Origin of the sequence: Vreelandella sp. F11, from assembly GCF_042466685.1 — a bacterium.
Lineage (GTDB): Bacteria > Pseudomonadota > Gammaproteobacteria > Pseudomonadales > Halomonadaceae > Vreelandella.
Map to the genome: position 1 here is coordinate 3,543,823 of NZ_CP170448.1, position 22,277 is coordinate 3,566,099.

Below are 22,277 nucleotides of genomic sequence, written 5' to 3' on the forward strand. Positions count from 1 at the left end.
AGGCTCCTTACGCTATTCCGGTGGGTGAATAGGTCACAACCTGACTACTAGCATAGAAGCGCATTGCAACATTAGCATCATTTGATGGAGATCAATTTTATGCACTACAGAGATTAAAAAGCCGGCTCTCTCCAGAAAGAGGGCCGGCTGCGGGAAAGTCATAATGCGAGCTAAACGGTTATGCGCTACTACTTTTTTGGAGTTTTAGCTTTTTGAATTTTAGCGCAAAATAAGCACTGGTATGCGGCTACCACGGAGCATGGTCGTGGTTGTGCTGCCGACCAGCAGGTGACGAATACGCGAGTGCCCATAGGCCCCCATCACCAGCAGATCAATGCCGTGCTCTTTTTCATAGGCTTGTAGGGCTTCGTCTACCTCGCCAGCACGAATAGCACCTTCTGCTTCATGACCCGCTTCGCGCAGTGTGCTTACCGCCCACTCAAGCTCAGAACGACGTTCAGCCGTTTCAGCCCCCACGATCAACACATAGCACTCAGTACCGGCAAAAAGTGGCGAGCGTGCCAGCATCTCGACCCCTTTACGGGCGGTTTTGCTGCCGTCAAAGGCCATCAGGATCTTTTCAGGCTGCTTGAAGGTTTTCGGCACCATCAGAATCGGTCGATGCAGTTCACGCACCACCCGTTCAAGGTTAGAACCAAGATGTCCACTGGCCTGGTGAGCGGTTTCACCGCGTTTCCCCACCACCAGCAAACGCACCTCTTTTTCAAGCTCTAACAGGCTCTCTACGAGGGTGCCATTACGCTGACGAGTAACAGGGCCGCTGACCCCACCCTCAATGGCTCGCTCTTTAGCAGCCTCCAGCATCAGCTTGCCATGCTCGCGATTCACCTTAGCGCGCTGCTCATCCAGCTCAGAAAGCTCTTTCATCAGCCGCTCACGGGCACCGAAACGCAGATTACCGGAGAGGTTCTGCTCTTCGGGTACTTCTGAGTGGTTGTCGACCACATGCACAAAGGTTAACGGTGCCTCCATGGCCAAGCTGGCCCAGGCGGCGTAATCGCAGACGCCTTCAGAAAACTGGGAGCCGTCAATAGCGGCTAATACTTGATCAGTCATATTGCTCTCCATGCGTTGGTTTAGTGGCCGCCCATTAGTTTTTCAACCGCTTCAGGGTCGTTGTGTACCGCATAGCGATCCACGACCGTTGCGCTAGCTTCGCTCAAGCCCACCAACGCTACCTCGGTACCTTCACGACGGAATTTAATCACGATCCGATCAAGGGCCTGTACGGCAGTAACATCCCAAAAGTGTGCACGGGAAAGATCAATCGTCACTTGATCAATGCTTTCCTTTAGATCGAAAGCGGCTGTAAAGCGTTCAGAAGAAGCGAAGAATACTTGCCCCACCACCTGATACTCACGATGCTTACCAACTTCCACTTCTGTTGAACCAACGTAGAGGATATTGCCCACTTTATTAGCAAAGAACAGCGCTGCCAGCAGCACGCCCACAAAAACGCCAATCGCTAGGTTGTGTGTACTGACGGTAACTGCAACCGTTGCCAACATGACAATATTGGTGCTAATCGGATGTTTTTTAAGATCACGGATCGACTCCCAGCTGAAGGTGCCGATCGACACCATAATCATTACCGCCACCAAAGCCGCCATTGGGATTTGCGATACCCAATCGGCTAAAAAGACCACCATCATCAGTAGTACGACACCCGCTATCAGCGTTGAAAGACGCGTACGGCCACCCGATTTAATGTTGATTACCGATTGACCGATCATGGCGCAGCCCGCCATACCGCCCATTAAACCTGCACCAATATTAGCGATACCTTGGCCCTTACATTCACGGTTTTTATTACTCGGCGTATCGGTGAGGTCATCAACGATAGTGGCGGTCATCATGGACTCAAGCAGGCCTACCACGGTCAGCATGATCGCGGTGGGGAAGATGATCATCAATGTTTCAAGGTTTAAGGGCACTTCTGGCCATAGGAACATAGGCAAGGTATCGGGCAGTTCGCCCATATCACCCACGCTGCGAATATCCATGCCGCTGACCATATACACCACGGTTAACACCACAATGCACACTAGCGGCGAGGGAACTGATTTTCCGATGACGGGTAAATAGGGGAACAGGTAGATAATACCCAGGCCCGCCAACGTCATCACATAGACGTGCCAGGTGACGTCTGTCAACTCCGGTAGCTGTGCCATAAAAATCAAAATCGCCAGCGCATTTACAAACCCGGTCACCACTGAGCGCGACACGAAGCGCATCAAATCCGCAAGCTTTAGATAGCCCGCAATAATCTGCAGTACACCGGTGAGCAGCGTTGCCGCCAGCAGATACTCAAGGCCATGCTCTTTCACTAGCGTTACCATCAGCAGCGCCATCGCACCGGTAGCGGCAGAAATCATTCCAGGGCGGCCGCCGGTAAACGCAATCACCACCGCGATACAGAAAGAGGCGTAGAGGCCAACTTTAGGATCAACACCGGCAATAATCGAGAAAGCAATCGCTTCGGGAATTAGCGCCAGTGCGACAACAATTCCCGAGAGCGTGTCGCCTTTGATATTGGAAAACCACTCTTGCTTACTGAAAAGAGACATTCAGGGAGTCCATGGTTAGAGATTGAGAGTATAAGAACGAGAAAATCGCAACCTTTGACGCAACGCAGCGGCGCATCTATAGCGCGTAATAAAAGACCAGTGAGTCAGTGCTGTAGCAATCAAACAGTCGGCCCGCTCATTAGCGGAAGAGTGGCAATAGCTTGCCGCAACGCCATGACAACGCAATAAACGCGTCAAGACATTTTGCTTGGGAGGGGAAACCTAGGGTGGAGTCATCAGCCCTAAAGTAGATAGTGCATGCGTTGAATTTGAAAGGGTCATTACGGTTATGCCTTGCCGTCCGAAGAACGCGAATCAACATCACGTTGTTATAAGCCGAAGGATTCTACCAGTAATTTTGCCCTTCTGCATCCGCTGCTAAACCCTTCGCAGGGTGCCCAGCTGGTCTATTATGGCGTACCATTGCCAGCAAATAACGACTTGCTTAGTCCCATCTATCACGTTGAAGCGGCACTGCTTTGTATCCAACAGATACCTGTTAAACAAGCCTGCCGATTTAAAAGGAGCAGTACATGAGCCAATCTATTGCAGTCATTAAGGGCGACGGCATCGGCCCAGAAATTATGGATGCCACGCTAAAAGTACTCGACGCGTTAGATTGCGGCTTAACCTACCAGCATATCGATGCGGGTTTGGGGGCACTTGAGAAACATGGCACGCTGATTCCCCAGGAATCACTGGACGCCATCGAAAAATACGGCATTGCACTGAAAGGCCCGCTGACCACGCCGATTGGCAAAGGCTTCTCCTCAATTAACGTACAGCTACGTCGTCACTTTGATCTTTACGCCAACGTGCGCCCGGCGATTAGTTTCCCCGGCACCCGCTCGCGTTACGACGACATCGATATGATTACGGTTCGGGAAAACACCGAAGGTGCGTACCTTTCCGACGGCCAGGAGATGATCGACGACGGCAACACCGGCATTTCGGTGATCAAAGTCACCCGCAAAGGCTCCGAACGCATTGTCCGCTACGCCTTTGAGCTGGCCAAAAACAATGGTCGCAAAAAAGTCACCGCGGTACATAAAGCCAATATCATCAAAACCAGCTCGGGCTTGTTCCTGGACGTGGCGCGGGAGATCGCCAAAGAGTATCCCGAGATCGAATTTCAAGAGATGATCGTCGATAACGCCTGCATGCAGCTGGTCATGAACCCGCATCAGTTTGATGTAGTCGTTACCACCAACCTGTTTGGCGATATTCTCTCTGACCTGTGTGCAGGGCTTGTGGGTGGCTTGGGCTTGGCGCCTGGGGCAAACATTGGCGAAAAAGCGGCGATCTTTGAAGCGGTGCACGGCTCGGCGCCGGATATCGAAGGCAAAAACATCGCCAACCCCTGTGCCCTGCTGCTGGCCGCTGCACAGATGCTTGACCACCTGGGCATGACGGAGAAAGGCACCGCCATCCGTCAGGGCATTCGCACCGTGCTGGAAACCCGCCGCGATATGGTCACCCCCGATATGGGCGGCACCGGCACCACCGACTCCTTCGCCCAGGCGCTGGTCGAGTACGTCCAGAGTTAGTACGTTCAGGGCTAACGGGTTGTTGCGCTTTAGACGTCGTTAAAACGGTAACGCAACAGGTATAACGCATTGAGGGTGACCAGTACGGTCGCCCCGGTGTCTGCCATGACCGCGACCCACATCCCCGTGATTCCCAGCGCCGTGGAGACCAAAAACAGTGCTTTAAAACCCAGCGCCAGCGCCACGTTGGTCTTTACGTTGCGCATGGTCGCCCGGGAGAGCGCAATCATTTCGGCAATCCCACCCACACGGTTTTTAAGCAGCGCAGCATCGGCGGTTTCAAGCGCCACATCGGTACCGCTGCCCATGGCGATACCCACCTCTGCTGCCGCAAGTGCCGGTGCATCGTTGATACCATCGCCTACTTTGCCTATGGGGCCCAGCCCTGCTGCCTGCCATTGGCTCACGCGCAGGGCCTTGTCTTCGGGCATTAGTTCGCCCTCTGCTTCGATACCCAGCTGCTTACCAATAGCCGCCACGGTGCGGGCATTGTCTCCGCTGAGCATCACGGCCTGAACGCCCAGGCGCTCTAGTGCTTGAAGCCCCTTGCGAGCATCTTCACGGGGCTCATCCCGCAAGGCGATTAGACCGATAGGCCGCTGGTTTTCTAACAGAACTGCAAGGCTTTTACCCTGGGTTTCCAGCGCAGTAATAGTGGCGTCTAGCTTGCTGCTGCCCTGGGTGAGCGTTTGTAAGTAGCGCGGACTCACTAGCATTAATTCACGCCCTTCTACCTGCCCGGCAACGCCGTGCCCCGCTAACGCACGGCCAGCGTCTACTTTAGGCAATGTAGCTTGTGGCTGCTGGCCATTATTATTGTGAAAATAGTCACTAATCGCCACGGCAAGGGGATGGCTTGAACCCTGCTCAAGGGCGGCAGCAAGGCGTACTACTTCACCGTCACCGACGCCATCAAAGCTCTCTACATTTGTCACTGTGGGCTTGCCCGCCGTAAGCGTGCCGGTTTTATCCAGCGCAACCCGTTTGAGCTTGCCTAGCTGCTCCAGTACCGCACCACCTTTCATTAACAGGCCATTGCGAGCACCCACCGATAACCCGGCTGCAATCGCCGCAGGCGTCGAGATCACCAGCGCGCAGGGGCAGGCAATGAGCAGCAGCGCCAGGGCGCGGTAGATGGATTCAGACCAGAGCATCGTCGATACCAGCGGCGGTACAGTAGCAACCAGCAGCGCCACCCCAACGACCGCAGGCATATAGTAAAACGCAAAACTATCAATAAAGCGGGCCACCGGCGCTTTCGCCGCCTGTGCCTCTTCCACCAGCTTAATAACCCGGGCGATGGTGTTATTTTCCGCGCTGCGGGTTACCTCAACCTCCAGTACCCCCTGAAGATTGACGGTGCCAGCAAATACTGACTCGCCTTCGCTACGCTCCCGTGGCACCGATTCGCCATTGACCGGCGATTCATCGATCGAAGAGTGTCCGGCTATAATTTGTCCATCGCAGGGCAGCCGGTCGCCGGGGCGCACCTGTACCCGTTGGCCCGGCACCAGAGATGCAGCTGCGACTTCCCGAGCTTCCCCCTGCTCCAGCAATCGCGCAGTAGAAGGAGTCAGCTTGGAAAGCGCCGAAATACTGCGGCGTGCTTGGGCTGCGGCAACACCTTCCAGCATCTCCCCTACGGCAAATAGAAACACCACCACTGCTGCTTCAGCGGCGGCGTTTATCGCCAGCGCCCCAAGGGCTGCGATGCTCATCAGCATTTCAATGGTGAAGGGGTTGCCCAATTTAAGCGCTTGCCAGGCATGCTGAATAATCGGCACAAGGCCAACGACCGTTGCGGCGATGAATGGCCAACTGCCCAGGGCGGGCCAGGCGAATTTAAGCCCCCAGGCAAGCGCCAGCAATACACCGCTGATAATTACCAATCGCCCTTTAGGCGACTGCCACCATGATGACGACTTTTCCGATTCAGTTGTGTTCACCGACTCATCGATTACCTGGTAGCCCAGCGCCGTGATCGTTGACTCAATATCGGAATGTGGCAGGGTTTTACCAGGCGGCGCGGTTAATCGCACCGAGCCGGTGACAGAACTCGCTGAAACTTGTTCAACGTGGCTTAAGCGCTTTAGCGCCGTTTCTACCTTGCGTTCGCAGCCGCCGCAGTCCATGCCCTGCACGCGCAGGGTGGTCGGCGACGGGGAAACTGCAGAGGTTTTAGCCGGTGTGGTCGTACTCATCGCTCTTTGCTCCAAGTTAGTCTATCTTAGGAGCAGCGTAATACCTATAGTCACTAGAGGTTCAAGCAATGAAAGAGCAAAAACCAGCGCCAACTGCCACTGAGCGCTATATCGGCATTGGCGAGCTGGCACGCGAGTCCGGCTGCAAGCCAGAAACGGTGCGCTACTACGAACAGATTGGGCTGCTGCCTTCAGCACCGCGCAACGAGGGAAACCAGCGGCGCTACACCACAGCTGCTATCCGTCGCTTGACGTTTATTCGTCATGCGCGGGATTTTGGTTTTTCGGTGGAGGCGGTAAGAGAATTGCTGGAAATGGCTGACCACCCCGCGATGCCTTGCCAGGAGGTGGATACGCTGGCAAAACGTCATCTTGCCGAGGTGGAGGCGAGACTGGCGCGACTCACCGCGGTACGCGATGAGCTAAAACGCATGATCAATCAGTGCGCGGGAGGCAGTGTTGGCCAGTGCCATATCATTGACGTACTTAGCGACCACCGCCTGTGTCACCAGGCGGGCCCTCACGGTGGCGCGGAAATCATAGGCTAGGACTAACCCAGCCACACATCCAAAAACAGCATAATCACTAGGCCCATGGCCAAACCAAAGGTGGCCTTTTTCTGATGGCCGCAGCGGTGAGTTTCGGGAATGATTTCGTGGCTGATCACATACAGCATGGCACCGGCGGCAAACGCCAGCCCCCAGGGCAGCAGTATTTGGGAAACGCTGACAATACTGGCGCCAAATAGCCCGCCAATAGGCTCGATGAGGCCAGTCAGGGCGGCAATCGACCAGGAGCGCCACTTTGAGTAGCCCTCGCCCATTAGCGCAACCGCCACGGCGAGCCCTTCCGGCATATTCTGCAGCCCAATGCCAATCGCCAGCGGCATGCCGCCCTCTAAGCCATTGGCACCAAAGCCGACACCCACCGCCATGCCTTCCGGCAGGTTGTGAATGGTAATCGCAAAGACAAACAGCCATACCCGGCGCAGCGAAGCGGCTTCGGGCCCCTCACGCCCCTGGGCAAAGTGTTCGTGCGGCAAGTGCTCGTTAAGCAGTGCGATGGCACCCATACCCAGCAAGATAGCCGCACACACAATCCCGGCAGGCACAGGGCCACCGGCATAGTAGGTTTCTGCAGCATCCAGCGCGGGGATAATCAGCGAGAAAAATGACGCTGCCAGCATCACACCCGCCGCAAAGCCCAGCGCTAGGTCACGAAAACCCCTGCTAGGTGTTTTGCCTAACAGCACCGGCAACGCACCCACCGCCGTCAACAGTCCAGCAATTAAGCTGCCCAAAAAACCTAGTAACAACGTATTTTCCATGGACAGCATAAACCCAGTTGGCTATCAGAAAGGCATCAAAGAGAACGACACGTTGTTGTCTAACGTGGTATCAACACGTACTTTAACGCACTCATGCCTAATGAATAAATATTGATGGTCTTCATCAGCACGATGTAAGTGTGCGCCCTGGAGACATTACTAAAGGGATCATCGTGCCTTTTCCCGCTACATTTGCCGCGGCCCACTTTACCCAGCTACGTCCACGCTTAGTGGCCTTTGCGCGGTTGCAGCTACGTGATGCCACCGCCGCTGAAGATGCGGTACAGGAGACTTTGCTCACCGCCTTTGAGAAAAGTACCTCCTTTGAAGGGCGCTCCGAGTTCGAGACGTGGGTATTTGGCATTTTGAAATACAAAATTCTCAATCAACTCCGGCAACAGCGCCGTCAAGGAGCTTGGCAACCGCTAGACCAGGACTTAGATGACGACACCCTTGACCGTCTGTTTCAGCAGGATGGTCACTGGCAGAGCGCTGCCCGCCCTAGCCACTGGGGCGAGCCTGAGCAGGTATTAGAAAACCAGCGCTTCTGGCAGGTATTTGATGCCTGTTTAATCGCCTTACCGGAGAGCATCGCACGGGTATTTACCCTGCGTGAACTAATGGGGCTTTCCACATCAGAGATCTGTAAGGAAATCGGCATTACTGAAACCAACTGCTGGGTCATCTTACACCGTGCGCGTTTACGGCTAAGAGAGTGCTTGGATCATGGTTGGTTAAACTAACTTGAAGGAGCTTGCTATGCTCATGTGCCGCGAGGCCACAAGATTGATGTCTTTAAAACAAGACAGAACACTATCGATGCGTGAAAAGATGGCTCTGCGTATTCATCTGTCGATGTGCCGAGCCTGCCGCATCTGCGCTCGCCAATTCGATCTTTTACACCAAATTGGCAATCATCACCCGGCCTCCCAGCATAGTTTTCGCCAAACTTTAGACGATTAGCCTCTTCAACTAGGTACTACAAACCACCTCCCTCCCCATTTTCTGCTTCCCATCAGCAGAACGTTTCGTGCACTCAACAAAAAAATTTGTACAAAATATATACATTCAAGTGCTTCAACCTAAGAATTACTCTACAATTATACTTATACACACGCTGTACAACACGATAAAAGGGATGATTAGCTTTCACTGCTTTTTCAAGTTTCTCGAACAAGCAGCTATTCAGGTGACATTTTCTAAAGCTACTTATTATGAACAGTCCGGCTAGATGCCCTGGTTATTAGCCGAAACTAATGATCAAAAACACCGAAAAACTCACAAATGCAACATTTTGTGTCATCTGGATACAAAGTGATGCTTATAGACCGGGACTGCTCTAACCTTGTACACAAGACTTACATAGCCCCGTTGACAGGACTTAGCAATGCTCACACTTCTCGCTTCCAATGGTTTACACAGTGCAGTGTATCAACACACCGCTTGCATCTCTTTTACACCTGAAGGGGTGATTAAGAAGGCAAGTGAGCAATTCCTGACCACCGTCGGCTACACGCTTGACCAAGTGAAGGGGCAACACCACCGAATTTTCTGCTTCCCAGAAGAGAGCCGTAGCCTTGAGTACCGCACCTTTTGGGAAACCCTGGCAGCTGGGCATAGCCAACAAGGCCGCTTTCGGCGTGCTAATGCCCAGGGTGAGGAAATTTGGTTAGAGGCCACCTACTTACCGATCAGCAATCGACGGGGTAAGGTTGTCGAAGTACTCAAAATTGCCAATGACATTACGGCTACCCACCAAGAGGCGGAGCGGAAAAATGCCATCTTGGACGCGCTAAACAGCTCCATGGCGGTGATTGAATTTACCCCCAGTGGTGAAATTCTCAATGCCAACTCCAATTTTGAGCAGGCGATGGGATATCGAAATGATGAATTAGTGGGTGCGCACCACCGGATGTTTTGCCCTGCCAATTTCTCGCAAGCCAATCCACGTTTCTGGGAACGGCTGGCTCAGGGTGAGTACATGCAAGGGAAGTTTGAGCGTTTGGATTCCCGCGGTGCAAGTGTCTGGCTGGAGGCGACTTACAACCCGATTCAAGATAGCCATGGAAACGTCGTAAAAGTGGTCAAGTTCGCCACCGATATTACCCGATCCGTTCAGGCAGCAGAGTCCGCTACACGGGCTGTCACTGCCGCCCAAAGCACCTCTTCTCAAACAGAGCAGATCGCCCAAAACGGTCTTAGCCACCTACAGCGGGTGGTACGTGATTCAGAGCAAGCAGCGCTAACCTTGGCTGAAGCACAGCAGTTAATTGCCGCGCTTAACAACCAAGCCCAAAGCATCAATAGTATTACCGAATCGATTGCGCGTATCGCTAACCAGACCAACCTGCTATCGCTCAATGCCGCAGTGGAAGCCGCACGCGCAGGTGAACAGGGGCGCGGGTTCGCGGTGGTGGCTAACGAAGTGCGCCGCTTGGCTAAAGGCTCTAGTGAAGCGGTGGAGGATATTACCCGGGTGCTAAAAGAGAACAGAGCCTTGGTAGAGAGGACGACTCACGCTATGCAACAGGTAGTGGAGCAAGGCAAATCGAGCCAAACCAGCGTGAGTGAAATCGAGATTATCGTCAATGAGATACTCATTGGGGCGCGCAACGTTTCAACGTCCATTGAACAGCTTGCGCTAGAGTCCGCTTAATGTGCCATGAAAAAGCCAGCGCATAGACGCTGGCTTTTCGCTTCTTACATCACGCTATTAGCGCAGCGGTGTTTTACGCAGGTAAGGCAGAACCGTTTCATACTCGCCATACTTCTGCTTGGCATCCGCGTCAGAAACGCTAGGCGGAATAATCACGTCCTGGCCTATCGTCCAATCGGCTGGGGTGGCAACGCCGTGTTTGGACGTGGTTTGCAGTGCATCCAGGGCGCGTAGGATTTCCGCAAAGTTGCGTCCTACGGTCATGGGATAAGTCATGGAAAGTTTTAACTGCTTATCCGGCCCGATAATAAACACCGAGCGCACCGTGGCGCTGTCTGCGGGCGTACGGCCATCGGGCAGGTAGGCATCTTCGGGCAGCATGTCGTACAGTTTTGACACCGTTAGGCCATCATCAGCGATAATCGGAAAATCGACTTCGCTGCCACTGACGGTTTGGATGTCATTGCCCCAGCGCCTATGGTCTTCAACGCCATCCACAGAAACACCGATCACTTTGGTGCCGCGTTTCTTCCACTCTGCGCTCAGCTGCGCAACGGCACCGAACTCCGTCGTGCAAACCGGGGTAAAGTCTTTAGGATGTGAAAACAGGATCGCCCAACTATCGCCAATCCAGTCATGAAAACGAATCGGCCCTTGGCTAGTTTCCGCTTCAAAATCGGGCACGACTGCATTAATACGTAATGACATGCTTTCCTCCTTAATGGGCGTTAGACGCCCTAATAGCTTATTTGACTTTCAACACCTTCACTATAGATCATTTAGCGCTAAGACAGCGAGTCGTAACACAACGTTCACTCGCTCTGCCAAGCCCTCACTTCGCCAAGCTTAGTCTAACGGCGTAAAAGCCTGAATATAAATGACTGTAAAAGCAGAACGGCGCCCGAAGGCGCCGTTTTAGCTAAACAAACAGAGTATCCCCTCCTCGGATTACTGCTCTGCTTTGGTGTCTTTATCTTCCCGCTTCACCCGTTTGATCCACTGCTGCTTCGCATAGTGGCGTAAATTAGCCACACTATCAGTCTCGTCGACTATATCCTGCCCCAAAATGGTTTCAATAATGTCTTCTAATGTAATTAAACCTACAAAGGTGCCGTGCTCGTCGTAGACAACCCGCATGTGTAGATGGTCTTTCAGCATGGAGGTGAATACCTGCTCAACGTTGTGTGAGACGTCCACGCTACCGATCGGATGCATCAACTCGCGCATCGTTTTGGCATCGTCGGCGTGATACATATCCGCTTTATGCACATAGCCAAAGGCCTGCTCACCGTTGTCCATCACCGGGAAGCGCGTGAACGGCGCTTTGCCATACTGTTCATCGAACGTTTTCACGGTCATGTCCGGTAGGACGGTTTCACACACCGTGCGCGGGGTCATCGCTTTGCCGACCACGATATCGTGCAGGTTGAGCATATTGATAATAGTGCGCGACTCGTCTGCATCCAGCACCTTCTCTTCCAGACCAACACGGGCCAGCACTTTAATTTCATCGCGCAAATCGACATCGTGCTCAGACTTACCGAGTCGGCGGGTGATCTGCTCCGACATCCAGATAAAAGGCAGCAGACCCAAAATCATCGGTTTCAACAAGCGTGGTAGAAACGGGGATAAACCGCGCCAGTAAGTCGCGCCGATAGTCTTCGGAATAATTTCCGAGAGGATCAAAATCAGCATCGTCATGACCGCAGACACAATAGCGATGGACGATTCACCAAATACAATTGCCGCCTGAGCCCCCACTGCTGTCGCGCCCACAGTATGGGCAATCGTATTAAGGGTCAAAATAGCCGCAAGTGGCCGGTCGATATTGGTTTTGAGCTTAGTAAGCGAGGCGTATAACTTGGGCTTCTCCTCTTTCAGCTTCGCAATATAGCTGGGCGTAATTGACAGGAGGGCTGCTTCAAGGATGGAACACAGAAAAGAGAGTGCGATCGAAAGCGTGGCAATCGAGATCAGGAGGAACATGGGCGCCTAAGGTAGTGGATTATCGTGCTCTTATAGGGGCATCATAGCCAGAAGTCAATGGTTATCTATAACGTATCGCACAAAGCCGAGCAGGCCTGAATTTAAGCCCTTAATGGCAGCGCGGCGCCGATAGCGATGAAGATACCGCCGCAGGTACGGTTGAATCCGCGGCCTACGCGTTTTAGCCAGTGACGAATGCGATTAGCCATATTGGCAAGCAAACCCTCTACAACGCACTCGATAACAACAAAGGTGCCTGTCAACAGGAAAAATTGCAGCATTAGGCTGCGTTGCGGATCGATAAACTGAGCTAGAAAAGCGCTGAAAAACAGCAGTACTTTGGGGTTGGTAACCGATGCCAGTACGCCTTGGCGATAAAGCTGCCAGCCGCTTGCTTGGCTTGCCTTCACATTAAGCTCACCGGTAATCGGCGGTGAGCGCCACACCTGGATACCCAGCCAAATCAGATAGGCACCCCCGACCCATTTCAGTACTGTCAGCCACATCACCGACGACTTAAGCAGCGCCCCAATCCCAAACATGCACAGGGCAATAATCAGTATAAATCCTGTTGCACCGCCAACGATGGTAAACAGGGTTCTACGGCTGCCATGCAGCGCGCCATGGGTCAGCGCTAGCAGGCCGTTTGGCCCAGGCGAAAGCGACAGACCAAGGCAGGCGATTAGGTATAAAAGCCAAGTGTCCAACAGCATAGTAATGCCTACCCCTTGGAAGATATCTACGTTACGCCAGCATGTCACTGTTGGTTGGCGTTTTCCATTCGTTAAAACACTCTCAATAAAAACGCCTCCCCTTGCTTGATACAGCACGGGGAGGCGTCGGCTAACGGCCCATTGACGGTTACATCACGCTTAAGCGAACACTTCCGTCCACTCGCTACGCTTGGCCAATAGGCCTTTGGCCAATTCTTGTGCGCCCTCCAGGCTATGGCTGGCGGCCCAACCGCACTGCATTTCATTGCAGGCAGGCACTTCAGTGGCTTCTAGTACGTCGTTTAGGGTTTGTTCGATGATGGTGATCACGCCGTCGTAGTCGTCGTGGTTGATCATCGCGATGTAGAAGCCGGTTTGGCAGCCCATTGGGCTGATATCGACCACTTTATCGGTGTGATTGCGCGACAGTTCAGCCATCAAGTGCTCAAGGGAGTGTAGCGCGGGCATCTCCATATGATCTTTATTGGGCTGGCAGATACGCAGGTCGTATTTATGAATACGGTCGCCGTTCTGGCCTTCTTTAATATCGGCCAAGCGCACGTACGGGGCTTTGACCTTGGTGTGATCCAGGTTAAAACTCTCGACGTTCATCTTTTTATCGGTCATGTTGGCTCCTTTTTCGCTTAAAGCTTGATTCGCTTAAAGCTCGATTCGTTTAAACTTGGGGCGCGTCAAAATTCCAGGGTTCATCGGTGTAAACACACACGTTGGCATCTTCGATATCGCCATCCGGCGCTTCAACGTGCTTGGCAAAGAAGTCTTGGATCTCTTTGCGCTGGCAGTGGGCTTCAAACTCTTCGCGACTGGCCCAGATTTCATGAAACACAATCGGGTAGCTGGTGCCCTGAGCGAAAGGATTCTCGATCTGCCGGGTCACAGTATAGTGAATACAGGCATCTTCCCGGTGAGTATTCGGCTCTAACGACTGAAGCGCTTTGAATACCGCTTCTTCCTTGCCCGGTTTGGGTTTAAAACCAGCAATACAGTAGATTTTTTCTGACATGGTTAACTCCTAAGTCGTTAAGCGTGCGTCATTATGCGGCTTGTCGACATAGGTTAACAACCTAACGGATGATGCGCTCCGCCAATGCTTCCAGATCGGTCACCGTCATATCCGGCTCGATACCCCAGGGGTCAAAAGGCGCATCAGGGCTACGCCGCACCCAGGCACTGCGTAGGCCTGCATGGGTGGCACCAATCACATCAAAGGGGTTACTGGACACCAACCAAGTGTTTTCGGGGCGAGTTTCCAAGCGGCTACGCAGGTGAGAGTACACTGCGGGGTCTGGCTTAAAGCGTTTTACCTCATCGGCGCTGACCACGTCGTCCATGTGGCTCTCAACACCCGCGCGGGTGAGCAACTTGGACACGGCATCAGCGGTGCCGTTCGAAAATGCCACACAGCGTATGCCCGCATCGCGAAGCTGATCAAGCGCAGGCACCACATCGCCAAACGCGGGCAGCTCACCGTACACCGCCATTAGATGATCTTGGTCGTTATCAGAAAGCCCTGTTTGCAGTGCGCGGTCAACAAACACCAGCGCTTCGCGGGTGCACTCCGAAAACGGTACATAAGCCCCCATCACACCGTGGCGAAAGCTGTACTCTAACTGTTTATCGCGCCAGCGGCGGGCAAACTCTCCTGCTTTGGAGGCATCTGAGAGGCGGCGCTCAAGCTCAACGGTAACCCCTTGGGTATCGATTAACGTACCGTATACATCGAAGGCTAAGACCGGTTGCATCGTTGGCTACTCCTTAACTTTCAATTAATTGTGGCCTGAGTTCAGCTTGTATCTTTAGCATAGTAGACACCTTCAATAACAAAAGCGCCGCTGCACAGGCAGCGGCGCTTAGCAGGCTAAAACAGCCGATCAAACCGTAAACGCAGCCTCTTTTTCTCCACTTTTCAGGTCGCCAGAGCGCACCAGTTCGTCGGTCACCCGGTCAATGGCACGCTTCGCGCGGCCAATCATCTCGTCCACTTCACCACGATTAATGGTCAGCGGCGGCGCAAAGCCGAGAATATCGCCTTGGGGCATGGCGCGAGCAATCAGATTCTCTTCCATGGCCGCAGCGGCCACACGGGGGCCGACTTTAAGCGCTGGATCGAAGTGCAGGCGCTGTTTGGCATCCGGCGAAAACTCCAGCGCCGCCATCAGGCCAACACCGCGCACGTCGCCTAGCAGCGGGTGGCCTTCGAAGTTAGCCTTAAGTTGCTGCTGGAAGTAGCTGCCGGTTTCAGCAGCGTTACCCACCAGGTTTTCACGCTCGATAATATCCAGGTTGGCAAGTCCCGCCGCGCAGCCCAGCGCGTGACCGGAGTAGGTCCAGCCGTGGCCGATGGGCCCGTACTCGCCGGTGCCCTGCTCCAGTACTTGCCACACTTTCTCGCCAACAATCACGCCAGACAGCGGCTGATAAGCGCTGGTCAGACCTTTGGCAATAGTGACCAGATCAGGCTTCATATTGTAGTGGTGGCTACCGAAGTCAGAGCCGGTGCGGCCAAAGCCACACACCACTTCATCGGCAATCAGCAGCACATCGTACTTCGCCAACACGGCTTGGATCGCATCCCAATAACCTTCCGGCGGCGGTACGATACCGCCAGTACCCAGTACCGGCTCGCCAATAAAGGCGGCCACGGTGTCCGGGCCCTCTTCCAGAATCATCGCTTCCAGCTTGTCGGCACAAAACGCAGAGAACTCAAGCTCTGTCATACCGTGCTGTTCGGCAGCGCGCAGGTAGTAGTGCGGCGCTTCAGTATGGCGAATGGTGTCAATCGGCAAGTCGAAGTGGTCGTGGAACGCTTTTAGGCCGGTTAACGAACCCGAGGCGATGCCGGAGCCGTGGTAGCCGCGCATGCGCGAGATGACCTTTTTCTTCTGTGGGCGGCCCAGCACGTTGTTGTAGTAGCGCACGATCTTGAGCTGGGTTTCGTTGGCATCCGAGCCGGACATACCGTAGTACACTTTGGACATGTTCATCCCGGCGATTTTCAGAATGCGCTCGGAAAGCTCGATCTGCGGCTCATTGGAGTGGCCCACATAGGTGTGGTAGTAAGAGAGTTCTAGTGCTTGCTTATAGATCGCTTCGGCGACTTCGGTGCGGCCATAGCCGATGTTGACGCAGTAAAGGCCGGCGAAGCCGTCGATAAATTCACGGCCGTCTTTATCCACGATATTGATGCCTTTACCACCGGTAATCACCCGGCCCGGCGAATCGCCGTGGGCGAAGTCGCGCAGGTGGGTAGAGGCGTGGAAAGTGACTTTACGGTCGCGTTCGATCAAATCCTGATGCAAGCTCATAGCGTTCTCTCTGTACGATAAACCTCCCCGAGCAGCGGGGCGGCAGTTAAATTATTGCGGGCAGCACGGCTGGTTAGGCACACGCGAACACGCTGTAAACCCGTCCCTGGGCGCTCGGCTTTTTCATCCCTGAAAAAGACGGTTCGCTTAGTGCCTAACCAGCCTCGACTGCGACACTATCCGCGCTAGCTCCCCGACACCGAACCTAGCGCACCCAGGCAGTAATATTTAGTTTCCAGATACTCATCGATACCCGTGGCGCCGCCCTCACGGCCAAGACCGGACTGCTTCACGCCACCAAAGGGAACCGGCGGGCCAGTCATCTTAACCGAGTTGACGCTGACCATGCCGTACTCCAGCGCGCGCATTAGCTTCCAGATGCGGCGAATATCGTGGGTATAGATATACGCGGCCAGGCCGTACTCGGTGTCATTGGCCATTTCGATGACTTCGTCGTCGGTACTGTAAGCAGTGATACCGGCCACAGGGGCGAAGTTCTCTTCCCGCCACACTTTCATCTGCGGCGTCACACCGGTCAGCATCGCCGGCATAAAGAAGTTTTCGCCGGGTGCCTGGCTTTGATCACCGCCGATCATAGTGGCGCCTTTGGAAATGGCGTCATCGACGATAGCAGCTGCTTTTTCAACCGCCTGGCGGTGAATCAGTGGGCCAAGGTCAATCTCACTCTGCAAACCGTTACCCAAGGTTAGCGCCAACATACGCTCGCTGAAGTGTTCAACGAACTCATCGTGGATGGATTCGTGCACCAGAATACGGTTGGCGGCCAAGCAGTCCTGCCCCGCAGTTTGGAACTTGGCATCGATTGCCGCGAAGGCCGCCTCTTTGGGATCCATATCAGGCCCCACGATAAAGGGCGCATTGCCCCCTAACTCCAGGGAGAGCCGCTTAACGGTGTTGGCGCTCTGTTCAATGAGCAGGCGGCCAACCCGAGTGGAACCGGTGAACGACAATGCGCGAATACGCGACTCTGCGCAAAGAATCTTCGAGACTTCCGCCGGATCACCCAACACCACGTTGAAAATCCCCGCAGGAATACCCGCCCGCTCAGCCAGCTCCGCCAGCGCCAACGCAGAGTAAGGCGTTTCATTGGCGGGTTTGACGATCACCGGGCAGCCCGCTGCCAGCGCCGCCGCGGCTTTGCGGGTGATCATCGCCAGCGGGAAGTTCCAGGGCGTAATCATCGCCGCGATACCCACCGGCTCTTTAATCGTGCCCAGAGAAGCATTCGGAATATGGCTGGGGATGGTTTCGCCGTAGGTGCGTTTGCCCTCTTCAGCGAACCAACGCACGAAGCTGGCACCGTACTCTACTTCACCACGGGCATCGGGCAGCGGCTTACCCTGCTCCAATGTCATGATAGTCGCGAGGTCTTCACGGTTAGCTTGAATCAAGTCGTACCATGCTAACAGTTTCTCGCAACGCTCATCGACGCGTAGGGCGCGCCACTGAACAAAAGCGTCTTCCGCCGCATCCACCGCAGCGGTAATTTGCTCGGCTTCCAGGAGCGGGATATGGCCAATGGCTTCATTGGTGGCAGGGTCGTAAACCGCTTCTTCGCGACCGCCCTCCCCGTGGGTCCACTTACCGTTCACGTAGGCGTACTGCCGGAACAGACGCGGATCTTCCAGGCGCTTGGCGAGCGTGGTCGAAAGTGTGGTCATGGGAACCTCCCCTTAAATGCAGTCTGGCTAACCGAGCGCTGCAGTCACTGTGTGGCATTGTCAGCAAGCGCTGATTAGCCTTGCCGTCGAATGCCCCCAGGTTAACGGAGAGGGGCCACGAAGTGTTTTTGAAAACCGAGGCTTATCACGCGACTTTTTTTGTCAGTGAGCGTTTGGCAGTGGTTTTTTTTGGCGGGGGCACCGCAAAGGGTCAACGTAGCAGTTTATAGAATATCGTCGGTATCGATGCCAATCGGCACCCGCTTAACGGTTTTGGTCACAATATAGGTGAAATAACGTTCTATACCGGCCTCAGAGACCAGCCACTTATCCATCAACCGTTGGTAGCTATCAATAGTGCGCGCTTCAAATTTCACCAGGTAATCCACCCCACCGCCTACTGCCACACACTCGGTCACTTCCGGGGTTTGCATCACCAGGGCTTCAAAGCGGGTAAAGCTTTCGGCATTGTGCTGTTTGAGCTCGATTTGTACCCACACCGGGTTACGCGGCACCAACACATCGGCATTGATGCGCGCGGTATACCCTTCGATCACACCCGCTTTTTCAAGCCTTTTTACCCGCTCCCAGCAGGGGCTGACCGAGAGATTGATCGCCTCGGCCAGCTTCGACTTGGTGATTCGCCCATCGCGGGAGAGGATATCGAGAATTTTCAGATCGTAACGGTCAAGTTTCATCATGCCGAGGATTACGCCTCCAGGCGTTCAACAACATCGGCAATCACCGCCAGGGTATCCCCCATATTGATCAGTGCGGGCGCGCGCCGGGCCATCAGAATGCCATCGCGCTCTGCTTTATAGGCCACCGGATCGGTGCCGCTGCGGGTCATGTCGTACACGTAGGCGATGGTTTGGCCTTTTTTCACTTCATCACCCAGCGCTACCAACAGCTCTAGCACGCCAGAGTGCCGGCTCTGCACGTAGCAGCTGGCGTCGGGCATATCGAGATACATCTGCCCACCAGCGGGCATCTCCACTTCACCCGCTACCAAACCGTAGTGAATCAGGAAATTACGCACGCCCCGCTCGGCAATGGCGATACTCTGAGGCGTCGAAGTGCCGCCGCCACCCAGCTCGGTGGCCACAAACACTTTGCCCTGGCGCTCGCAGGCGGTGTCGAAGAGTTTTTCTGCATCCAGCTCAAACATCACCATGGCATAGGGGGCACCGAACGCTTTGGCACCTTCCAGAGCGGCCTGCTGCTGCGCTTTATTATCCAGCACGTGGGACGCGCCGAAGGGCAGAATATCCAGCGTTCTCCCACCAGAGTGAAGGTCGAGCACCACGTCGCTCATCGGCACTAATACGCGGGTGAAGTAGTCGGCAATTTGCGGCGTAACGCTGCCGTTGGGGTCGCCGGGAAAGCTGCGGTTGAGGTTGCCCTTATCCATCGGCGAGGTGCGCTTACCCGCAATCACTGCTGGAGTATTCATGCACGGCACGATAATCACCCGGCCCGTGACATCCTCTGCTTTCAGCGTTGACGAGAGCTTTAACAGCGAGGTGATGCCTTCGTACTCATCGCCGTGGTTACCACCGGTCAAAAGTGCCGTGGGGCCGTCGCCATTCTTAACCACGGTGACGGGGATCATCACCGCGCCCCAGGCGGATTCATCAGTAGAGATCGGCAACTTTAAAAAACCGTGCTGCACGCCATCGGCATCAAAATCAACGGTGGCAGAAATAGGGCTCGGCCGCAGTTGGCTCGGTTGATCGGTCATTGGAGGTTCCTTTTTACAATCCGCTACTTTACAAACAGCTGGCGCGGGAAATTGGCCAGAGTTTCACAGCCGTCTTCGGTAATTAAAATACTCTCGGTAATTTCCAAGCCCCAGTTCTCTTCCCAGAGCCCCGGCATAAAGTGGAACGTCATGCCCGGTTCCAGAATAGTGTCATCGGAGGGGCGTAGGCTCATGGTGCGCTCACCCCAGTCGGGCGGGTAGGAAATACCGATGGGGTAACCACAACGGGCACCGCCGCGGTCAAAACCGTATTTATCCATCGCCGCCCCCAGCGCCATGGCAATATCCGCCGTACGGTTACCGGGTTTGGCGACTGCCAAGCCGTTTTCGATGCCTTCCAGGAGGGCTGATTCCGCGCGAATAAAATCCGTAGGCGGTGTGCCCAAAAACACGGTACGTGACATCGGCGCATGATAGCGCTTAAACACCCCAGCTATCTCAAAGAAGGTACCTTCCCCTTTGCGAAACGGCGTGTCGTCCCAGGTTAGATGGGGCGCAGCAGCATCTTTACCGGTAGGCAGCATCGGCACGATAGCCGGATAGTCGCCGCCAAAGACTTTGCCGTTCTCATCCACAAAACCTTCAATGCCGACGCGGTAAATCTCTGACACCAGCTTACTCTTGGGCAATCCTGGCTCAATCACTTCCAGGATACGCGTATGCATGCCTTCGACAATTTTGGCGGCAATACGCATGTACTCAACTTCTTGGGGCGACTTTATCGCCCGGCACCAGTTCACCAGCGAATTGGCATCCATAAAGCGCGCATGGGGAAGCTCACGCAGCAGGCTTAGATAGGCCTTGGCGGAGAAGTAGTAATTATCCATCTCCATGCCCACCACCCCCAGATGCCAGCCGCGATTAGGCATGATCGACTGAGCCAGATACTCCATCGGGTGCATGTCCGGATTCTGGACGTAGTAATCCGGATAGTAGGTAATGTTTTCGGGATCGATCCAGCAGGTGCGCAGGGCACCATTGGCGTCCATGCGCCGCCCGAACCATACCGGCTCGCCTTCGAGGCCCACCAGCACACACTGATGCACATAAAACGACCAACCGTCGTAGCCGGTTAGCCAAGCCATATTGGAAGGGTCACTAACGATCAGTACGTCAATGCCACGACTGGCCATTTCAGCACGCACTTTCCACAGGCGGGTAGCGTACTCTTCGCGCGTGAAAGGCAGGGAAACCTGAGTCATCGGGCAACTCGCCATTAAAGATCACCAAGAACCAGCGCACTGCCCACTATAGACATGCACCGCTGGGCCACAGGATCGACCTGGCCACCACCGATCAGGCGTCGGGGTTGCATCTGCTGCCATTGCAGCAGGCCCGCCAATGTCGTCTTAAGCCGATACTAGCACCGACCCTTGGTCAGCGGTCAAAGGCTTTATGACAAAAAGTACATACGGCATCGTTATTTGCACTAAGCAAGCTTGCAACAGCCTTTACCGCTCACCATGATAACCTGCAGTGATAACACTTTTAGCAAGAGGGGAAACGGGATGAAAATTGTCGTGCATATTGATGAGGCTGCGCAGTGGCAAGCGGCGCTTGCGGAAGCCTTGCCCCACGCCACCGTGCTGACCAGCGAGGCGCCGGCAGATGAACGTAAAGAGGCTGACTATCTCGCCATCTGGAAGGCCCCAGCACACATACTGCAAGAGCAGACCCAGCTAAAGGGCATTATCAATTTGGGTGCTGGAGTGGATTATCTGCTGAAAACTCCTGGCCTGCCTAACGACGTACCCATCGTAAAACTGCGCGATGCGGGCATGGGCGAACTGATGGCCGATTACGTCCTCTATGGCGTGCTGCACTTCTACCGCAGCATGGATCGTTACGCAGAACAGCAGCAAAGCGCTACTTGGCAACCGCAAGAAGTGGTGGAAAAAGCTCAGTGGCCGGTGGGTGTATTAGGCCTGGGCGCTATTGGCAGCTCCGTGGCCAGTGCCTTGCAACAGGCGGGCTTCCCGGTGCTGGGCTGGAGCCGCTCCCCCAAGCAGATCAGTGGTGTGCGCTGTTTTCATGGCGATGAAGGGCTAGGCGAGCTACTAGGCCAGGTGCAGAGCCTGATCACCATTCTCCCCGACACCGCCGCCACTCACCATATTCTTAACGCCGAGCGGCTGGCTCAGCTGCCCAAAGGGGCTAGTGTGATTAACCCTGGCAGGGGTAGCTTGATTGATGAACAGGCGCTACTAGAAGCGCTGGGCAGTGAACATCGGTCTGGACACCTTCGGGGGGCACTCTTAGATGTATTTCATGAAGAGCCGCTGCCGTCTGACAATCCGTTATGGCAGCATCCCAGGGTAATCGTCACTCCACATATGGCAGCACCTACCCCGCTTAACGATGCCATCGACCAAGTAATCTCTTACTTGCATGCTTTTGAATCGGGCGAAAAACTCGCCACGATCAACCCAGAGGCAGGTTACTGACTCTCATACCCAAGCTATACTGGCACGCTGGGAACCAAGTCCAGG

Annotated in this window: 21 protein-coding genes; 6 read left to right on the forward strand and 15 right to left on the reverse strand. The window is 54.4% G+C overall.

Annotated elements, in window-relative coordinates; all coding sequences use genetic code 11:
* Window positions 1-219: 219 nt before the first annotated feature.
* Complete coding sequence (locus ACFIOZ_RS16260; protein ID WP_386079683.1) at window positions 220-1,077, reverse strand: universal stress protein; 858 nt, start codon at window positions 1,075-1,077, stop codon at window positions 220-222.
* A gap of 20 nt (window positions 1,078-1,097) precedes the next feature.
* On the reverse strand, window positions 1,098-2,588 hold the full coding sequence (locus tag ACFIOZ_RS16265; protein WP_386079684.1) for a SulP family inorganic anion transporter: 1,491 nt from the start codon (window positions 2,586-2,588) through the stop codon (window positions 1,098-1,100).
* A gap of 533 nt (window positions 2,589-3,121) precedes the next feature.
* On the opposite strand from ACFIOZ_RS16265, the gene ACFIOZ_RS16270 reads away from it, so the two are divergent.
* On the forward strand, window positions 3,122-4,135 hold the full coding sequence (locus ACFIOZ_RS16270) for an isocitrate dehydrogenase (protein WP_386079686.1): 1,014 nt from the start codon (window positions 3,122-3,124) through the stop codon (window positions 4,133-4,135).
* A 29-nt stretch (window positions 4,136-4,164) separates the two neighbouring features.
* Here ACFIOZ_RS16270 and ACFIOZ_RS16275 read toward each other — a convergent pair whose 3' ends face one another.
* On the reverse strand, window positions 4,165-6,336 hold the full coding sequence (locus ACFIOZ_RS16275) for a heavy metal translocating P-type ATPase (protein WP_386079687.1): 2,172 nt from the start codon (window positions 6,334-6,336) through the stop codon (window positions 4,165-4,167).
* A 68-nt stretch (window positions 6,337-6,404) separates the two neighbouring features.
* On the opposite strand from ACFIOZ_RS16275, the gene ACFIOZ_RS16280 reads away from it, so the two are divergent.
* Window positions 6,405-6,884, forward strand: a complete 480-nt coding sequence (locus tag ACFIOZ_RS16280) for a MerR family transcriptional regulator (RefSeq protein ID WP_386079689.1) — start codon at window positions 6,405-6,407, stop codon at window positions 6,882-6,884.
* A 2-nt stretch (window positions 6,885-6,886) separates the two neighbouring features.
* Here the strand turns inward: ACFIOZ_RS16280 and ACFIOZ_RS16285 are convergent, their stop codons facing one another.
* Entirely contained in the window at window positions 6,887-7,663 is a 777-nt protein-coding gene (locus ACFIOZ_RS16285) for a ZIP family metal transporter (protein WP_386079691.1), read from the reverse strand.
* 173 nt (window positions 7,664-7,836) lie between these two features.
* On the opposite strand from ACFIOZ_RS16285, the gene ACFIOZ_RS16290 reads away from it, so the two are divergent.
* The 3 genes from ACFIOZ_RS16290 (at window position 7,837) to ACFIOZ_RS16300 (ending at window position 10,319) form a co-directional block, all read left to right on the forward strand.
* Window positions 7,837-8,406, forward strand: a complete 570-nt coding sequence (locus tag ACFIOZ_RS16290) for a sigma-70 family RNA polymerase sigma factor (protein WP_386079693.1) — start codon at window positions 7,837-7,839, stop codon at window positions 8,404-8,406.
* 22 nt (window positions 8,407-8,428) lie between these two features.
* A complete protein-coding gene (locus tag ACFIOZ_RS16295; RefSeq protein ID WP_386084113.1) occupies window positions 8,429-8,626 on the forward strand; it encodes a zf-HC2 domain-containing protein in 198 nt (65 codons plus the stop codon).
* Window positions 8,627-9,050: 424 nt separating this feature from the next.
* Complete coding sequence (locus ACFIOZ_RS16300; RefSeq protein WP_386079695.1) at window positions 9,051-10,319, forward strand: PAS domain S-box protein; 1,269 nt, start codon at window positions 9,051-9,053, stop codon at window positions 10,317-10,319.
* A 57-nt stretch (window positions 10,320-10,376) separates the two neighbouring features.
* On the opposite strand, the gene ACFIOZ_RS16305 is transcribed toward ACFIOZ_RS16300, so the two are convergent.
* The 11 genes from ACFIOZ_RS16305 to doeA all read right to left on the reverse strand — a co-directional run bounded on the left by ACFIOZ_RS16305 (window position 10,377) and on the right by doeA (window position 20,990).
* Window positions 10,377-11,027, reverse strand: a complete 651-nt coding sequence (locus tag ACFIOZ_RS16305; protein WP_386079696.1) for a peroxiredoxin — start codon at window positions 11,025-11,027, stop codon at window positions 10,377-10,379.
* Window positions 11,028-11,267: 240 nt separating this feature from the next.
* Window positions 11,268-12,305 (reverse strand): CNNM domain-containing protein, encoded by a 1,038-nt coding sequence (locus tag ACFIOZ_RS16310; RefSeq protein WP_386079698.1) that lies wholly within the window; start codon window positions 12,303-12,305, stop codon window positions 11,268-11,270.
* Window positions 12,306-12,406: 101 nt separating this feature from the next.
* Complete coding sequence (locus ACFIOZ_RS16315) at window positions 12,407-13,018, reverse strand: LysE family translocator (protein ID WP_386079700.1); 612 nt, start codon at window positions 13,016-13,018, stop codon at window positions 12,407-12,409.
* Between the two features lie 159 nt (window positions 13,019-13,177).
* The gene (locus ACFIOZ_RS16320) at window positions 13,178-13,645 is read right to left on the reverse strand and encodes an S-ribosylhomocysteine lyase (RefSeq protein WP_386079702.1); all 468 of its coding nucleotides are present in this window, start codon (window positions 13,643-13,645) and stop codon (window positions 13,178-13,180) included.
* 49 nt (window positions 13,646-13,694) lie between these two features.
* Window positions 13,695-14,042 (reverse strand): putative quinol monooxygenase, encoded by a 348-nt coding sequence (locus tag ACFIOZ_RS16325; RefSeq protein ID WP_386079704.1) that lies wholly within the window; start codon window positions 14,040-14,042, stop codon window positions 13,695-13,697.
* Window positions 14,043-14,103: 61 nt separating this feature from the next.
* Window positions 14,104-14,781 (reverse strand): haloacid dehalogenase type II, encoded by a 678-nt coding sequence (locus tag ACFIOZ_RS16330; RefSeq protein WP_386079706.1) that lies wholly within the window; start codon window positions 14,779-14,781, stop codon window positions 14,104-14,106.
* A gap of 129 nt (window positions 14,782-14,910) precedes the next feature.
* On the reverse strand, window positions 14,911-16,344 hold the full coding sequence (locus ACFIOZ_RS16335; protein WP_386079708.1) for an aspartate aminotransferase family protein: 1,434 nt from the start codon (window positions 16,342-16,344) through the stop codon (window positions 14,911-14,913).
* A 185-nt stretch (window positions 16,345-16,529) separates the two neighbouring features.
* Entirely contained in the window at window positions 16,530-18,026 is a 1,497-nt protein-coding gene (locus ACFIOZ_RS16340; RefSeq protein WP_386079710.1) for an NAD-dependent succinate-semialdehyde dehydrogenase, read from the reverse strand.
* 224 nt (window positions 18,027-18,250) lie between these two features.
* Window positions 18,251-18,727, reverse strand: coding sequence for an Lrp/AsnC family transcriptional regulator (locus ACFIOZ_RS16345; RefSeq protein ID WP_386079712.1), 477 nt, complete (start codon window positions 18,725-18,727; stop codon window positions 18,251-18,253).
* An 8-nt stretch (window positions 18,728-18,735) separates the two neighbouring features.
* Complete coding sequence (gene doeB / locus ACFIOZ_RS16350; protein ID WP_386079713.1) at window positions 18,736-19,767, reverse strand: N(2)-acetyl-L-2,4-diaminobutanoate deacetylase DoeB; 1,032 nt, start codon at window positions 19,765-19,767, stop codon at window positions 18,736-18,738.
* A 23-nt stretch (window positions 19,768-19,790) separates the two neighbouring features.
* Window positions 19,791-20,990 carry an ectoine hydrolase DoeA gene (doeA, locus tag ACFIOZ_RS16355; RefSeq protein WP_386079714.1) on the reverse strand — a complete coding sequence of 400 codons (1,200 nt, stop codon included), beginning with the start codon at window positions 20,988-20,990 and terminating at the stop codon, window positions 19,791-19,793.
* Between the two features lie 306 nt (window positions 20,991-21,296).
* Here doeA and ACFIOZ_RS16360 point away from each other — a divergent pair, with 306 nt between their 5' ends.
* On the forward strand, window positions 21,297-22,232 hold the full coding sequence (locus ACFIOZ_RS16360) for a 2-hydroxyacid dehydrogenase (protein WP_386079716.1): 936 nt from the start codon (window positions 21,297-21,299) through the stop codon (window positions 22,230-22,232).
* The last annotated feature ends 45 nt before the right edge of the window (window positions 22,233-22,277 follow it).

What these genes read in the sequence shown, in the direction of transcription:
- ACFIOZ_RS16285 (WP_386079691.1), bottom strand. Translation starts at nt 7,663, where the DNA reads ATGGAAAATACGTTGTTACTAGGTTTTTTGGGCAGCTTAATTGCTGGA.
- ACFIOZ_RS16265 (WP_386079684.1), bottom strand. Translation starts at nt 2,588, where the DNA reads ATGTCTCTTTTCAGTAAGCAAGAGTGGTTTTCCAATATCAAAGGCGAC.
- ACFIOZ_RS16315 (WP_386079700.1), bottom strand. Translation starts at nt 13,018, where the DNA reads ATGCTGTTGGACACTTGGCTTTTATACCTAATCGCCTGCCTTGGTCTG.
- ACFIOZ_RS16335 (WP_386079708.1), bottom strand. Translation starts at nt 16,344, where the DNA reads ATGAGCTTGCATCAGGATTTGATCGAACGCGACCGTAAAGTCACTTTC.
- doeB (WP_386079713.1), bottom strand. Translation starts at nt 19,767, where the DNA reads ATGACCGATCAACCGAGCCAACTGCGGCCGAGCCCTATTTCTGCCACC.
- doeA (WP_386079714.1), bottom strand. Translation starts at nt 20,990, where the DNA reads ATGACTCAGGTTTCCCTGCCTTTCACGCGCGAAGAGTACGCTACCCGC.
- ACFIOZ_RS16295 (WP_386084113.1), top strand. Translation starts at nt 8,429, where the DNA reads ATGTGCCGCGAGGCCACAAGATTGATGTCTTTAAAACAAGACAGAACA.
- ACFIOZ_RS16310 (WP_386079698.1), bottom strand. Translation starts at nt 12,305, where the DNA reads ATGTTCCTCCTGATCTCGATTGCCACGCTTTCGATCGCACTCTCTTTT.
- ACFIOZ_RS16330 (WP_386079706.1), bottom strand. Translation starts at nt 14,781, where the DNA reads ATGCAACCGGTCTTAGCCTTCGATGTATACGGTACGTTAATCGATACC.
- ACFIOZ_RS16340 (WP_386079710.1), bottom strand. Translation starts at nt 18,026, where the DNA reads ATGACCACACTTTCGACCACGCTCGCCAAGCGCCTGGAAGATCCGCGT.
- ACFIOZ_RS16325 (WP_386079704.1), bottom strand. Translation starts at nt 14,042, where the DNA reads ATGTCAGAAAAAATCTACTGTATTGCTGGTTTTAAACCCAAACCGGGC.
- ACFIOZ_RS16360 (WP_386079716.1), top strand. Translation starts at nt 21,297, where the DNA reads ATGAAAATTGTCGTGCATATTGATGAGGCTGCGCAGTGGCAAGCGGCG.
- ACFIOZ_RS16305 (WP_386079696.1), bottom strand. Translation starts at nt 11,027, where the DNA reads ATGTCATTACGTATTAATGCAGTCGTGCCCGATTTTGAAGCGGAAACT.
- ACFIOZ_RS16260 (WP_386079683.1), bottom strand. Translation starts at nt 1,077, where the DNA reads ATGACTGATCAAGTATTAGCCGCTATTGACGGCTCCCAGTTTTCTGAA.
- ACFIOZ_RS16320 (WP_386079702.1), bottom strand. Translation starts at nt 13,645, where the DNA reads ATGACCGATAAAAAGATGAACGTCGAGAGTTTTAACCTGGATCACACC.
- ACFIOZ_RS16275 (WP_386079687.1), bottom strand. Translation starts at nt 6,336, where the DNA reads ATGAGTACGACCACACCGGCTAAAACCTCTGCAGTTTCCCCGTCGCCG.
- ACFIOZ_RS16270 (WP_386079686.1), top strand. Translation starts at nt 3,122, where the DNA reads ATGAGCCAATCTATTGCAGTCATTAAGGGCGACGGCATCGGCCCAGAA.
- ACFIOZ_RS16300 (WP_386079695.1), top strand. Translation starts at nt 9,051, where the DNA reads ATGCTCACACTTCTCGCTTCCAATGGTTTACACAGTGCAGTGTATCAA.
- ACFIOZ_RS16280 (WP_386079689.1), top strand. Translation starts at nt 6,405, where the DNA reads ATGAAAGAGCAAAAACCAGCGCCAACTGCCACTGAGCGCTATATCGGC.
- ACFIOZ_RS16345 (WP_386079712.1), bottom strand. Translation starts at nt 18,727, where the DNA reads ATGATGAAACTTGACCGTTACGATCTGAAAATTCTCGATATCCTCTCC.